The sequence below is a fragment of the Flavobacterium rivuli WB 3.3-2 = DSM 21788 genome, from assembly GCF_000378485.1.
GTDB classification, from domain to species: Bacteria; Bacteroidota; Bacteroidia; order Flavobacteriales; family Flavobacteriaceae; genus Flavobacterium; species Flavobacterium rivuli.
Genome location: NZ_KB899966.1, coordinates 25,317 through 40,254, shown reverse-complemented (window position 1 = coordinate 40,254; position 14,938 = coordinate 25,317). Strand labels below are relative to the sequence as shown.

At 37.2% G+C, this 14,938-nt stretch carries 14 protein-coding genes; 2 read left to right on the top strand and 12 right to left on the bottom strand.

Going from position 1 to position 14,938, the window contains the following annotated elements:
- Positions 1–67: 67 nt before the first annotated feature.
- Together F565_RS0100210 and F565_RS0100205 are read right to left on the bottom strand one after the other, a co-directional pair.
- Positions 68–640 (bottom strand): pentapeptide repeat-containing protein, encoded by a 573-nt coding sequence (locus F565_RS0100210; RefSeq protein WP_020211163.1) that lies wholly within the window; start codon positions 638–640, stop codon positions 68–70.
- 248 nt (positions 641–888) lie between these two features.
- Positions 889–1,401: a DUF2911 domain-containing protein gene (locus F565_RS0100205; RefSeq protein ID WP_020211162.1), complete on the bottom strand. Its 513-nt coding sequence runs from the start codon at positions 1,399–1,401 to the stop codon at positions 889–891.
- A gap of 161 nt (positions 1,402–1,562) precedes the next feature.
- Here F565_RS0100205 and F565_RS0100200 point away from each other — a divergent pair, with 161 nt between their 5' ends.
- Both F565_RS0100200 and F565_RS0100195 read left to right on the top strand, forming a co-directional pair.
- On the top strand, positions 1,563–3,482 hold the full coding sequence (locus tag F565_RS0100200) for a DUF294 nucleotidyltransferase-like domain-containing protein (protein WP_020211161.1): 1,920 nt from the start codon (positions 1,563–1,565) through the stop codon (positions 3,480–3,482).
- A gap of 2 nt (positions 3,483–3,484) precedes the next feature.
- Positions 3,485–4,087: a 3'-5' exonuclease gene (locus F565_RS0100195; protein ID WP_020211160.1), complete on the top strand. Its 603-nt coding sequence runs from the start codon at positions 3,485–3,487 to the stop codon at positions 4,085–4,087.
- 11 nt (positions 4,088–4,098) lie between these two features.
- On the opposite strand, the gene F565_RS20940 is transcribed toward F565_RS0100195, so the two are convergent.
- The 10 genes from F565_RS20940 to F565_RS0100145 form a co-directional block, all read right to left on the bottom strand.
- On the bottom strand, positions 4,099–6,831 hold the full coding sequence (locus tag F565_RS20940) for a PAS domain S-box protein (RefSeq protein ID WP_020211159.1): 2,733 nt from the start codon (positions 6,829–6,831) through the stop codon (positions 4,099–4,101).
- 215 nt (positions 6,832–7,046) lie between these two features.
- Entirely contained in the window at positions 7,047–7,532 is a 486-nt protein-coding gene (locus F565_RS0100185) for a 4'-phosphopantetheinyl transferase family protein (RefSeq protein ID WP_020211158.1), read from the bottom strand.
- Entirely contained in the window at positions 7,529–7,783 is a 255-nt protein-coding gene (locus F565_RS0100180) for an acyl carrier protein (RefSeq protein WP_026299784.1), read from the bottom strand. Before F565_RS0100180 ends, F565_RS0100185 begins: the two co-directional genes overlap by 4 nt.
- Before the next feature lie 4 nt (positions 7,784–7,787).
- A complete protein-coding gene (locus F565_RS0100175; protein WP_020211156.1) occupies positions 7,788–9,062 on the bottom strand; it encodes a beta-ketoacyl-[acyl-carrier-protein] synthase family protein in 1,275 nt (424 codons plus the stop codon).
- Complete coding sequence (locus tag F565_RS0100170; protein ID WP_020211155.1) at positions 9,059–9,496, bottom strand: 3-hydroxyacyl-ACP dehydratase FabZ family protein; 438 nt, start codon at positions 9,494–9,496, stop codon at positions 9,059–9,061. Before F565_RS0100170 ends, F565_RS0100175 begins: the two co-directional genes overlap by 4 nt.
- 17 nt (positions 9,497–9,513) lie before the next feature.
- The gene (locus F565_RS0100165; protein WP_020211154.1) at positions 9,514–10,566 is read right to left on the bottom strand and encodes a type III polyketide synthase; all 1,053 of its coding nucleotides are present in this window, start codon (positions 10,564–10,566) and stop codon (positions 9,514–9,516) included.
- Entirely contained in the window at positions 10,563–11,276 is a 714-nt protein-coding gene (locus F565_RS0100160) for a methyltransferase (RefSeq protein ID WP_020211153.1), read from the bottom strand. Before F565_RS0100160 ends, F565_RS0100165 begins: the two co-directional genes overlap by 4 nt.
- Positions 11,267–12,403 carry an NAD(P)/FAD-dependent oxidoreductase gene (locus tag F565_RS0100155; protein WP_020211152.1) on the bottom strand — a complete coding sequence of 379 codons (1,137 nt, stop codon included), beginning with the start codon at positions 12,401–12,403 and terminating at the stop codon, positions 11,267–11,269. The genes F565_RS0100160 and F565_RS0100155 overlap by 10 nt, the downstream gene beginning before the upstream one ends.
- Positions 12,404–12,501: 98 nt before the next feature.
- Positions 12,502–14,412, bottom strand: a complete 1,911-nt coding sequence (acs, locus tag F565_RS0100150; protein ID WP_020211151.1) for an acetate--CoA ligase — start codon at positions 14,410–14,412, stop codon at positions 12,502–12,504.
- A 158-nt stretch (positions 14,413–14,570) separates the two neighbouring features.
- Positions 14,571–14,936 (bottom strand): response regulator transcription factor, encoded by a 366-nt coding sequence (locus F565_RS0100145; RefSeq protein WP_020211150.1) that lies wholly within the window; start codon positions 14,934–14,936, stop codon positions 14,571–14,573.
- Positions 14,937–14,938 lie beyond the last annotated feature (2 nt).

The window sequence follows — 14,938 nt, the reverse complement described above, 5'->3', positions numbered from 1 at the left end:
CATGATTAATAGTAAGCTGCAAATGTAAACTAAATGTTACTATATTCCTAATGAATACGGGCTAAATTTACTTAATTATTAAATCATACTTCTCTAAAAGACCCTTAAGTCCTGCCTGCGAGAACTTTGCCTTTTTTAATTTGTTCCTTTCAGGATCTATTGTAAAGTTATAACTGGTAGTAAAATCAGTTTTATTAGCAATTGTGTCGCTAAAAACGCTTTTGTGCAGGTTGCAATTATCGAATATAACATCTGTAAGATCAGATTTCATAAAATCTACAGCCGTTAAACTACAATTAGTAAATAAAGTTCCTTTAAGCTTTAAGGTGTAAAATTTTGCATAGTCGAGTATACAGTCTTTAAATTCTACACTAAATAATAAATCATCAACCATTGCAAAATTTACGCTTGTAAAATTGCAATTAGTAAACGATGCATCGCGTAGCGAAACATAGTTTATTTTAGCTTCTTTAAAATTGCAAGAAATAAAAATACAATCGGTAAAGGCAACACCAAGAAAATCTGCCTGTGTAAAATCGCAATTGGTAAATGTGCAACGTTCAAAATCACGGTACATAATTTCCTGTACGCTATAAATTTTATCTGTTATTTGTGTATCTACAATATAGTTGGCCGACATAGTTTTTAAAATTTGCCGCAAGGTAAATAAAGTAGACGATTACAGAAGCATGGTAATACATTTAAAGTCTATAATTTTATATTGTAAAATAGCTAAAACATCCCTCCTTTTAAATTCATTCAGTTTGACTTATAATGTATATTATGTAAAATATAAAATAGCAAAAACCTTTGAGTAATCTGTTTAATTAATATAAAAAAGTCCGCTATACCTTAATATAACGGACTCTTAATATATTATATGAGTGCTTATTTTATACTAACAGGAATTTCAAGATTTTCCCAACTAAGAGTTACATTATTTTTACCAACTGTATAAACCAGACTTTCAAATGGTTTAGCCGATTTTTTTGTTTTTACAGAAACTCTTAAAGCATCTTTCTTTTCATCATAATTAAACGGATTCAGGTCGGTAATTTCTTTATTAAATATTACCGTTGCTTTACCATCTTTTTCCGGTATTACAAAAAAAGTATATTTTCCTGCAGCCAGGTCTTTACCTTCAACTTTTACAGTTTTGCTTGTTTCAAAAGTTGTAGCAGCATTAGCACCTGCACGCCATACCTTACCATAAGGCACAAGTTCGCCCCAAATAGTCCTGCCTTTTACAAATGGGCTGCTGTAGTTAACAGTTACTACAGATCCGTTAATTGTTCCTGTTGCAGTAGCTGCCGGGCTTGCAGGTTTTTTTTCCTGTGCTACAGCCATAGATGTTGTAAATACAGCCATAAATAGTATGGCAATTTTCGTTGTAAATTTCATTGTTATAAATTTGTGTTATTATGTAAAGGTAGCAACTTAGAGCATACAGCCAAGGGCTAATGCTTTAACAAAATAAATTTAACAAATCTTTGTGTTTTTCACATTAGCATTTCTTTTGGATATACTTAAAAAACAGTATTTTTAGCATAAATTTAGTGGTAATGAAAAACCCTGTTGCTCAAAATGTTGCCGATTTTTTAAAGCACTACCCGCCCTTTAGTAGCCTTACGCCTGCTGAGCTGCTTGATATTGCACTGCAATGTAAAGTTGTGTATCTCGAAAAAAACCAGGTGCTCTTTAAAGGAGGTGATACCACACATTCTGATTTTTATATAGTTAAAGATGGGGCTTTAGGACTTTCTCTTACGTCTGACGCTGAAGAGACTCTAATAGATAAGTGTGATGAAGGTGATATTCTCGGCCTGCGCCCTTTTTTTGCTAAGAATGACTATTTGATGACTGCCCGTGCCCGCGAAGAAGCTATAATATATGGTATTCCTATAAAGGTTTTTCAGCCGTACGTAACGCAAAATCCAAAAGTACTCGAATTTTTGCTTGAAAGTTTTGCTTCGCAAACACGTAATCCTTATGATAAGGAACGTAGCGGGCGTTTATTATCGGAAAATACAATATTTAATGAGCAGGATGCAGACATACAATACTTCCAACCCATTAAATACACACGGAACCCCATTACTGCTAATCCGGATGATGTTTTGATGTTTATTGCTAAAACAATGGCAAACAGTGCCATAGGTAGTGTGATAATCCAGCAAAACCAGCTGCCTGTTGGTATTATTACCGACAGGGATCTTCGTTCTAAAATTGCTACCGGCCTTTTTCCTATTACTGCCGAGGCTCAGGAAGTTATGACAAGCCCGGTAATTACAGTTCCGGAGAATATATCGGTTGCAGAAGCGCAAATGATTATGCTTAAGCATGATGTGGGCCACTTGTGTGTAACCCGCGATGGTAGCGATAAATCTGCAGTAAGCGGCATAATATCAGAGCATGATGTAGTGGCAGCACAAGCAAACACACCGGGGGTACTTTTAAAACAAACCCGCAGGGCAACTAATAATAAAGAACTTAAGTATGTTCGTGAAAAACTTACCGACCTTATACAAAGTTCTATAGATAAAAACATTCCTATCTCGCACATGTCTAACATTGTTGCAGAGATTAATATAGCATTAACACGAAGAGCCATAGAGCTTGCAGTACTAAAAATGGGTACCCACCCCCCTGTTCGCTTTACATGGATAAACATAGGTAGCCAGGGACGTAAAGAGCAATTATTACTTACAGACCAGGATAATGCATTGGTTTTTGAAGATGTACAGCCAGAACAGTATGAAAGTGTTAAACGTTATTTTTTAGAACTTGCAGAATTGGTTACTGAATCGCTTAGCAAAGTGGGGTACGAATTTTCGCCACATAATATAATGGCAAGAAATCCGCAATGGTGTAAATCATTAACAGACTGGATTAAGCAATATAACACCTGGATTAATACTCCGGCAGAAAAAGGTGTAGAGATAAGCACTTTGTTTTTTGATTTTGATTTTATTTACGGTTTCCCCGCTATTGAAGACACATTGACAGAACTTATTAAGGAACGAATTTTACGAAATAAAAAGTTCTTTGCTTTTCTTGCCAATGATACGCTAAAGAACCCGCCACCGCTTGGGTTTTTCAGGCAGTTTCTGGTTGAAGGCGACGGAGAACATAAAGATTATTTTGATATAAAAGCCCGTGCCCTTGAGCCTCTTATAGATGCTGCAAGGCTTTTAGCTCTAAGTCAGGGGCAAACTGAAATTACTAATACCTACCATCGCTTTAAAAAACTGGCCGATATAGAGCCGCAACATGCCGATCTTTATGAAGAATGTGCCGAGGCTTTTAACGTATTGCAACGCTTTAGAACAGAAGAAGGATTAGTAAATAGTTCTAATGGCAGGTATTTAAATTTAAGTGAGTTATCTAAAAATGATAAAGTAAAACTTAAAAACTGTTTTCAGCCTATTAGTGATATTCACGACCTTATTAAAAACCGCTTTTCACTAACCTACATCAATTAATTATGGCTTTTGAATGGCTTACCGGGAGTACCCCACAGTTTTGGAAAAATTATATTAACTTATTTGATACAGATGATAATTCTGCACAAAAGCGTTTTGTAGTTTTTGATATGGAAACTACAGGTGTTGATGCTAAAGAAGATGTAATATTATCTATTGGTGCAATTGCCGTTGTAGGGAATGGTATTGAGGTGGGCGACTTTCTTGAAGTTGCTATACTGCAGGATAAGTTTAGCCCAAAGTCGATAGCTTTTAACAATGGTATTGTAGACCTTAGTAGCGAAAAAGTTGTAGAAGCCGAAGGCATGATACAGTTTCTTAATTTTGTAAAAGATTCAATATTAGTGGGCCATAATGTTAATCTTGACATTGAGATGGTTAACCAGGCATTAAAACGTCTTGACCTTGGCAGGCTTAAAAACCCGTTAATGGATACAAATGCACTTTACCAACGATGGAAAGGCCTGCCGGATGACACACGAACCAGCCTGGATGATGTGTGCGATGCTCTAAAAATAGATAAGAGTGACAGGCTTACAGCATGGGGAAATGCTTACACTACTGCTCTTGTTTTCCTTAAATTAAAACGAAAAATAGGGATATAACTATTTTTTGTTTACTCCTCTGGTTGCTTTTCTGGCAAGATAACATTAAAAGTTGTACCCTTGCCCAATGCAGACTCTATATAGATAGCACCTCCATGATTTGCTGCTATGCGCCTGCAAATAGCCAAGCCAATACCCGAACCTGAATATTCGGTACGAGAGTGTAGCCTTTTAAAAACTTCGAAAATTTGTTTTTGATACTGTTCGTCAATACCAATACCATTATCTTTTACAGAGAAACAATAATAGTTATAATCTGTTAGCTGTGGTAAATATAGTTTTACCTCTTCCCTATCAATTTTTCTACAGCCAATAATTATTTTAGGTATAGTTTCGGGTCCTATAAATTTTAATGAGTTACCAATCAGATTAAAAAATAACTGGTTCATTTGTAATGGTACTGCATCAATCGTAGGCAGGACATCTGCAATTATTTCAGCTTTCTTTTCCTCCACCATCAATTCAAAATCAGTTATAATAGCACTGACAATTGTTTGCATATTTGTACGCACAAAACGGGTATCGGGATTTAATAGCCTCGAAAATTCTAAAAGGTCTTTTATAAGCAGAGACATTCTTTCAGATGAACGCACAATTTTATCAATAGTAGATTTATGTATACTATCTTTATCCCGGTCTCTTAATAAATTAGAAAACATGCTTATTTTACGTAATGGCTCCTGCAAATCATGGCTTGCCACATAAGCATATTGTTCCAGCTCTTTATTTGTATTAACAAGCCTGTAATTAATATCTTCGAGTTCCTTGTTAGCTTCCTGCAGTGCTACAGTTCTTGCTTTTACTTCGCCCTCTAAAGCAAGTTGTAATTTTCTTTGTGTAGTAATATCCTGTGCGGTACCACTAATCATATATGCTTTTCCTGATGCATCAAAGAACGCCTTACCCTGGGCATGTAAAATTCGTTCGCGCTTTGTAACCCTGTTTACAATCGTGTATTCCTCATTGTAAATACCGTCAGACTCAGGATCAAGCGCCCTTAATATTGCTTTTTCTATCCTTTCCCTGTCGGTGTCATTAATAATATTGTACACATCTCTCAGGTTTTCAGGTTCTCCCGTGAAGCCAAACCATTCTAACATCCTTTCAGAATAAGTTAGGATACCTGTTTGCGGATTAAGGTTCCATGTACCTAATTCAGCCAGTTCTATCGCCCCCCTAAGAGATGCTTCAGCTTCTTCAATGGCCTGTTGTGCTTTAATAGATTCGGTTACATCAATAGCAATATCAAGCACCGCATATACATTACCTTCACTGTCAAACAAAGGTGTATAGCTTACATTATAGTAATTAGGTGTTAAAACGCCATTTTTTAATATGTATATTAGCCTGCCGTAATGATGGGTTTTAATACCTTTATCAAATACTTCATGCATTAATTCTATAGACGATTGCCCTGCCATTTCCGGCATAGATTCCAGCAACGGGCGGCCTATCATTTCTTTTTCTGTACGGCCTACAAATTCGAGAAAAGCATCGTTGGCAATATCAGCAACTAAATCGCGCCCCTTAAATACGGCCATTGCTGCCTGTGCAGAGTAAATCACGGCTTTAAACCGCTCCTCACTCTCCACTATTTTTTTTATGGTTTGTATGCGCTGGGTAACATCATTAGCAAGTATTAATATACCAGATACGTTGCCATCTTCATCTTTAAGCGGTGTATAAATAAAATCAAAATACACATCCGTTAAAATTCCGTTGTGCCTAAGTTTTGCAACTACATCATAGCCTTTATAGGCCATGCCGCTATCGTAAACATTTCTCAAAATATCTATAAAACCCTGACCCTCAATTTCTGGCAATGCTTCAATTAAAGGTACACCTACAATAGAAGCATCTTTGCCCCACACCTCAAAAATCTTTTCATTACCTAACTCAATAATCATGTCCCTGCTTTTTAGCAGGCCTATTGCCATGGGGCTTTGCTCTGTAATTGTCCTGAAACGGGCTTCACTTTGCTGTAATAGTTCTTTAGATTGCATTCTGTCAGATACATCTACCGCCATATTCATAATGGCATAGACCTTACCTTTATCGTCAAAGAGGGGCTTGTATGTAAAATCAAAATAATAAATATCTAAAATACCATTTACGGCAAGTTTTGCAGGGGCTTCAGTAACCTGGTAAGTTTCTCCCGTAGTAAATACATTATCAAGTATTTGTAAAAATGGCTGCCCCTCAAGTTCGGGTACTGCAATTTCAAGGCGTTGCCCTATAATAGATTTATCTTTACCCCAAAAATTAAGCATAACATCATTAGCAAGGCCTACTACCATTTCGCGGCCCACATATAGAGCGATTGCTATGGGCGATTGCTCAATAATGGCATTAAGTGTATCTTCATTTTTGGCTACTTTTGCAAGTGGTTTCGTTTTAAATACTGTAAGGCGAACAGTTCCATGAAAACTTTGTATACCACTATGTTCGTCGGTAAATTTTTTACCTTTTACAGTTATTCTGCCATTGAGTGTATTATAAGTAACATCTAAAACACCAAATGATAAAGCTGTTAATACTGCATTATTTACTGCCTCCCTGTCATCGGGGTGCGCCAGTGCAAACAAATGTGTGTATGTTGTAGTAGATGCTGTAATGCCAAACAGTTGTTTTGCTATAGCGTCGGCAAAGATTTTTCCCGAAGCCACGTCGAAGCACCAAGTACCTGTACCGGAAGCCTCAAGGGCTTTACGAAGATGATCGGTATCGGCACCATTTGTTAGCATTATTTAAATTTTAGTGGGGTTGCAATACAAATATATTTAAAAATGGATAATACTCAAACAATGGGTGTTAATATAAACTCTTAAAAAAAATTACACACCATGCTATGCAGTGCTAAAAAGCCAATATCTATAACAAAAATCTCTATTTCCACTTCAATCAAAATTGTCATTATAGGTTCAAAACTTAATATTTCCTTTCTTAGTTTTAACTTAACCTATATTAATCCAGCAATTTTATAATATTTTCCATGATGGCTTACAGATACTGGCTGTATCTTTCCTTTGTTATTTATTACATAAGGCAATCCATTATTATCTTTAAAAATCAACGGGTCATATATTTCGTATACGTTTTTAAGATTTTTTTTTGATGTTGAGGCAACTGTATAAATGCAATTTTTTTTTACACTTGTTGTAGTATAAAATATTAAATTATAACACATTACTGTCCCGTAATGTTTATTATTAATATTACAAACCAGATGCTTGGGATTAAATGAACGTACTGCTGTTTGCCTGTTATATATTTTATAAGCTGCTTCTTTCATACTCCAGAGTATCCATACCATAATTTCCGGATCAGGATAGATTGTAATAAATTGCTGTTCCTCGGTGGTAAATATCTTATTTAAAAAACCCTGGCGCTGCCAGTTGCTTTCTTTACGCGATTGTATGATATCTACAACATCATTACCTATCATTTTGCTGCAAGTTTGGTTTCAATGATTTCTACAGCTGTCTTTATATCGAGCATCCGCTCCATATCTTCATTTTCAATTATCACATCAAACTGCTCTTCTACATCCAGTACAATATCTACAAGGTTAGCCGAATTTATTTTCAGGTCCTTTATAAAGTCAGTATTTTCATTAAGGTTTTGGTACGCCTCACTATTTGTTGTATAAGGTTTTACAATAATCTTTAGTTTTTCTATAAGTTCCTGTTTGTTCATGGCGTTAAGTATTATATTTTTTAAATATGATGCATGCATTTACATCGCCAAAACCAAAACTGGCTTTGGCAATTATATTCAGTTCTCTATTTATGATTTTAGTTGGAATTTTTGAAGCATCAATCAGTACTGCAATCTCTGGGTTCAGGTCGTCGCAGTTAATATTTGAAAATATAAATCCTTCATGCAATTGCAATACTGCAGCAACACTTTCTATGCTTCCTGCGGCACTAAGGCAGTGTCCCGTCATTGATTTTATCGAATTTATATAAGGAAAATCTACTCCGCTGCGCCCTAATGCTTTAGTCCAGTTCTCTATTTCAAGGCTGTCTTTGGTGGTTGCTGTTAAATGCCCGTTGATTACATCAACAGCATCCGGAGTTACCCCTGCATTTTCTAAAGCCGATGTTATACATCGCTGCACCGCAACACTATTTGGTGCCGTCATAGTTCCACTACCACGCTGCCCGCCAGAATTTACATGGCCACCCAGTATTTCGGCATAAATGGTAGCTCCGCGCTGCAGGGCAGTTTCTAAATCTTCTATAACTAATGCTCCTGCACCGCTTCCGGGCACAAATCCTGACGCAGAAGCACTCATTGGACGCGATCCTTTTTCAGGAGAATCATTATGTTTAGAGGTACAAACCCGCATAGCATCAAATCCTGCCCAAATGTAAGGGCCGCTGTCTCCTGTACTGCCTGCAAGTATACGTTTTGCCTTGCCTGATAGTATACGTTCATAAGCCATTAAAATAGCCTCTGCACCTGTTGCACAGGCCGAAGAGTTTGTGGTAACAATATTACCTAACCCCAGTTTACCTCCAAGATAGGCGCTTATGCCACTATTCATGGTTTGTGCTACAACGGTACTGCCTAACCTTCGGGTTTGTAACTCGTCTATTTTATAAATACTTTCCCTGAATTTATCAATACCGGATGTCCCGGAACCAAAAATAGTCCCACTATCCCAGTCAGGGTCTTCATTATTATTGATGGGCAAACCGGCATTAACCCATGCTTCCATACCTGCAATAATACCGTACATAATTCCGGTGCTGTTAAAGCCGCGAAGATCAAGGTCAGTAAAATAGTTAGATTTTATTTCTTCTGTAATAACAGGCTGACCGGCAATCTGGCAGGAAAATTTAAGTTGTTCTAACTGCTTATCATGCCTGATACCCGATGTGCCGTTTTTTATAGCGTGGGTAAATGCAGGAATACCTACCCCATTTGGGGCAACTATACCCATGCCGGTTATTACCACTCTGCGCTTCATAGGTTTTTAGTTATCATGCCTGCAACTACGCCTTTACAAACTTCGTCTCCAGCTTCGTTTTTCATAACCACGTTACATTTTATCTTACCAAACCTAAAAAATGTTTTCTCTGCAAATACGGTTACTTTTTCATTAGGATAAACAGCTTTTAAAAATTGCATATCGGCTGATGTAAAGGCTATTACAGTCTCTGGTGTCAACTTATCATCTAAGAGATAAATTCCAAGGCACACCATACCTATCTGTGCCATAGTTTCGGTTAAAATTACTCCGGGGGTCACAGGGTTGCCTTTAAAATGGCCTTTGTAAAAGTCGAGATTCTCATCAAAAGTATATGTGCCGCTTATGCTATTTTCATCTACATGTAAAAGCTCATCTACAAATAAAAAGGGTTTGCTATATGGCAGCTTTGCTAAAATATCATTAAATTCCATAAATTAAATCTTTTTGTTTACCATTGTAATAAAACACGTTGCGCCGAAAATCCTGGACCAAAACTTAGCATTACCCCCCGCTCTCCCACTTTTGGGTTACTGTCTAAAATACGTTCTAAAACATAAAGTACCGTTGCGCTCGACATGTTGCCATAGTGCCGCAATACTTCTTTAGTATCGTTTATGTTCTTGCCAAGGCCGGAGAATAATTCTTCTACCGTCTGTACTATCTTTTTTCCACCGGGATGAAATATAAGATGATCAATATCTTCTATAGTAAGATTATTGCGTTGCAGGAATGGATGAATGATATCGCCAAAATGTGCCGCAATTGTGTCCGGCACTTCAATATCTAAAACCATTTGCAGGCCACTGTTAGTAAGCTTAAAGCCCATCATGTGTTCTGCGTCATAAAAATGATACATTTGCTCATCTATAATTTCAGGGCCACTATCTTCTTTGTAAGATGATAATAAGCAACAGGCTGCACCATCGCCAAATATTGCTGCACTTACAATATTAGGCATAGAAAAATCATCGAGCTGAAATGTTGCCGTTGGCGACTCTACTGCTATAACAGCAGCACGTTTTCCCGGATTTGCCTTTAAAAAATTCTTAGCATATATAATTCCTGATATACCTGCTGCACAGCCCATCTCTGTTACCGGCAGGCGCACAATATCCTGCCGCAGATTCATTTTATTAATAAGGTAAGCATCAAGCGAGGGTATCATTATGCCGGTACAGCTCACTGTTATAATATAATCCAGCGTTTGCGGCTCCCACCCTGCTTTACTTAATGCGTTTTGCAATACCTGTTCGCCAAGCTTAATTACTTCGCGTACATAAATATCATTTTTATCTTCAAATGATGTGGCCGTAAAAACCTCCAGCGGATCCATTATAGAATAGCGGACATCTACTGCTGCACCTTCAAATATTTTCTTTACCTTTTTGATAAAACGCTCGTCCTGGCCTTGCAGCCAACCGTCTAAAAGGGGTAATATATCTGCTGTAGTTCGCGAATATTGAGGCAATTGCTTTGTAGCGGTTACTATTTTTACACTCATAGGTTATATATTATCCATTGGTACCTAAATGCCCATTTCCAGTGAATGCTGTAGTTTTTTAAATTCAGTTTTTGAGAATAGGCTTCAAGTTCTTCTTTTTTAAAACCTCGTAGTATAGATACCAGGCCGTCTTTACGAGACATCCTGTTTAAGGCAAAGATCCTGCAGATTACAGCAAAAAGCCTATAGGCTAATTTACTACGGTGCAGGTCGTTTATTACAACACCTATAGCTGCATTTTTCTTAAAGGTAGCAATAATATCTTCAATATCGTTGTCTGAAAAATGGTGTAACGTAAGTGTGCATAGTACAATATCATAATTTAGTTTATTAAATTGCGGGCTGAAGATATCGATACACTTAAATGTTATATTAGAATATTTCTCTGTAAGCTGCTCTGCATAACTAATGGTAAAGGCATTAGCATCAATACCTATTAAATTTAGGTTAAGATGTTGTGCTTTGCCATAATTAGCAAGCATGCGCAGCATATCGCCATTTCCACAGCCAATATCAACTATAGTAATAGTTTTATTTTTGTCATGATTGGTAAGCAATCGCCTAATCCCGCTTAATGTAAGTTTATTGCCGCCAAGCAATTGATTAATGGCTGCAATTTTGTCTAAAGCATCACGTAGTTCCTCACCTTTAAGTAAAAAATCGTCCATTATTTCTGGTTCCTGTGTGCGGTAATTAGTATTTATTCCCATTTAGCAGCAGTTTTAATGGGTTTACCATGAGTATGCTTTACAATTTTTGACACTATTACCGGGAAATTTACTGCAGCTTCCATCAGCTGGTTCGTCAGCGATTTATTTTGTAAAACCTTGCCCAGCATCCTGCCTGTAAACAAGCGTTTGTTAAACAGCCTGTTCCAGTGGAGGGCATATTGTTTTTCTAAAACTTCACGGGTTATTTGCCCGGAATAATAACATAAAACCAACTCTGATGCAATTTTAGCACTATGTATTGCCATGGCCATACCATTACCACAAAGCGGATGAATAAGCCCGGCGCTATCGCCCATCATAAGAATATGTTTTTCAACAGACAGTTTTTTATCAAAACATATCTGGCCAATCGTTAAGGGCTTATCAAACATGATGGTGCTATTTTCAAAGATTGTTTCAAGGCATTTATTTTTATACAGTACTTCATGCTGATAGTCTTCTATATTTTTATACTGCTTAAAAGTAGCATAATCTGCGAGGTAGCAAATGTTTATTTTATTGTCTTCAACTTTAGACACACCACAATAGCCACCGCTAAAATTATGCAATGCTACTAAATCATTAGGGAAATTACCGCTGTAATGTGCTTTTACAGCAAGCCAGGGTGATTTAGTCCCGATAAAACTTCTTGCTAATTGCTGATCGATATTTGATCGTTTGCCAAAGGCACCTAATACTATTTTAGACATATACATATCATTTTTAGTCTGTACCCTAAACATATCATCCTGAATAAAAACATCATTAACAGTATCTTCTATAAACATGCAGCCATTAGCCAATGCCTTTAGATACAGAAAATTATCTAAAGTAAAACGGCTTATGCCAAAACCGCCCAATGGCAATTGTGCAGTAATGGCTCTTCTGGTTGTGGTAGAAAATTCTAAACGGTGTAGTTGTGTCGGATTTAATGTAGAAACATCAACATCAAGCCATTCCAGGTATGGCAAAATTTCATTCGAAATATATTCGCCACATACTTTATGCCTGGGATAACCTGATTTTTCTATAACAATAACAGATAGCCCCTGTTTAGACAAATGAATGGCAGAGGCCAGTCCGGCCAGTCCACCACCAATAATAAGCACATCATGATTTGTAGCCATAACGTGCTAATTTAACAAATTAATAGTGGGCAAATGTTATGATTAATATAAAAAAAGGCGGCACCTAATGATGCCGCCTGTATAATTTATAGAAAATATTACTCTATCCTGCTTTGTTTAATTTCTTCAACAATTTCAGGGTTTAGTAATGTAGATGTATCACCAAAATTACTAAAGTCGCCTTCGGCAATTTTACGTAATATCCTTCTCATAATTTTACCAGATCGTGTTTTAGGCAATCCCGATACGAACTGTATTTTATCAAGTTTGGCAATTGGACCTATATGGCTGGATATGTGCTCATTAATTTCTTTTTCAAGATTTTCTTTAACGCGACCCGAGCCCGATTCTTTAAGAATAATAAAGCCATACAGCGCGCTACCCTTAACGTCGTGTGGGAAGCCTACAATTGCAGATTCTGCCACAGCAGGGTGCTCATTTATAGCATCTTCTATAGGTGCTGTGCCAAGGTTATGGCCAGATACTATAACAACATCATCTACACGGCCGGTTATCCTGTAATAGCCAACTTCGTCGCGTAATGCACCATCTCCTGTAAAGTATTTACCAGGGAAAGTTGTAAAATAAGTATCTTTAAACCTTTGATGATCACCCCAAATGGTACGCGCCATACCCGGCCATGGAAACTTAATACAAAGGCTGCCCACAACCTGGTTGCCTTCTATCTCATTACGTTTTTCGTCCATCAATACCGGCTGTACACCCGGTAAAGGTAATGTTGCATAAGTAGGTTTTGTTGGCGTTACAAATGGTAGTGGCGATATCATAATACCACCAGTTTCTGTTTGCCACCAGGTATCTACAATAGGCGATTTCTTTTTGCCCACGTGGTCATTATACCAGTGCCATGCCTCTTCGTTAATAGGTTCTCCTACAGAGCCTATTACTTTAAGCGATGTAAGATCATGTTTGTCTACCCAAGACCAGTTTTCTTTAGCCAGCGAGCGAATAGCTGTTGGCGCTGTGTAGAACTGGGTAACTTTATGCTTGTCTATAACTTCCCAAAAACGGCCGAAGTCTGGGTATGACGGTACGCCTTCAAAAATTACCGTAGTAGCGCCATTTAATAATGGCCCGTATAGTATGTAAGAGTGCCCAGTAATCCAGCCAATATCGGCAGTACACCAGTACACATCATTTTCTTCGTAGGCAAATATATTCTTAAAGGTATAAGCAGCATAAACCATATAGCCTGCAGTAGTGTGCAGCATGCCTTTCGGCTTTCCTGTAGATCCTGAAGTATACAATATAAACAACGGGTCTTCAGCATCCATTATCTCGGCAACATTATTAGGTTCTGCCTCATCAAGCAGTGGCTGTAACCACTGGTCACGGCCTTCTTTCATATCAATATCTGCATTAGTACGTTTTACAACTAATACTTTATCTATAGTCGGGCATGTTTTTAAGGCATCGTCTATAATACTTTTAAGCTCAATTTTTTTGCTGCCACGGAAACCACCATCTGATGTGATAACCATTTTACACCCTGAATCAATTACCCTGCTGGCTACTGCCGAGGCAGAAAACCCTGCAAATATAACCGAGTGTATTGCCCCAATCCTGGCACATGCCAGTACACTTACGGCAAGTTCCGGTATCATGGGCAGGTAGATACATACCCTGTCACCTTTTTTAATACCCTGTGAGCGTAACACATTAGCCATTTTAGCAACGCGGTCGTACAGCTCGTTATATGTTATATGAAGTGCATCTTCTTTAGGATCATTCGGTTCAAAAATAATGGCGGTCTTTTCACCCCTTTTTGCCAAATGACGGTCTATACAGTTTTTTGTTATGTTAACTTTTGCATTTATAAACCACTTAACTTCAGCTTCCTGCATATCAAACTCTACAACTTTATCCCATTTTTGGTACCATGTAAAATTCTCATCGGCTACTTTATCCCAAAATTTTCTTGGTTCGCGTACGGATTTATTGTAATGCTTGAAATATTGTTCTAAGTTTTTTACCTGATAATAACTCATTGCGTGTGTTTTTGATTCAATTTTTAAAGACTTTGTAAATATATTAAGGATTATTTTTAAATCACATATATTTATGCAAAAATAATATATATAACGTTATTGTTTATCCTTTTTTTGAGGTTTAGCGTTTATAAATATTTAATCTGTTTGGCAGGAAATTACTTCCCAACCAGTTCATTAACCTGCTCTAATAGTTTTTTAATAGAAAAAGGCTTTGTCATATAAAGATTTGCGCCTAATGCTAACCCCTTTTCTATATCGCTCTCCTTATTTTTAGCAGAAAGGAATATTACCTTCGTATTTTTAAGGCGGCCGTTCTTTTTTATTTGCTCAACGGTTGCATAGCCATCTACCATAGGCATCATAACATCAAGTATTATTACATCCGGAATTTGATCTTTAAGCAGTTCAAGAGCCTCCTGCCCATCGCGGGCAATAAAGACTTCAAAGTTATTTTTCTTAAAAGTATATTCCAGCGACATCACTATATTAGGTTCGTCGTCTACAATAAGTATTTTTTTCATGG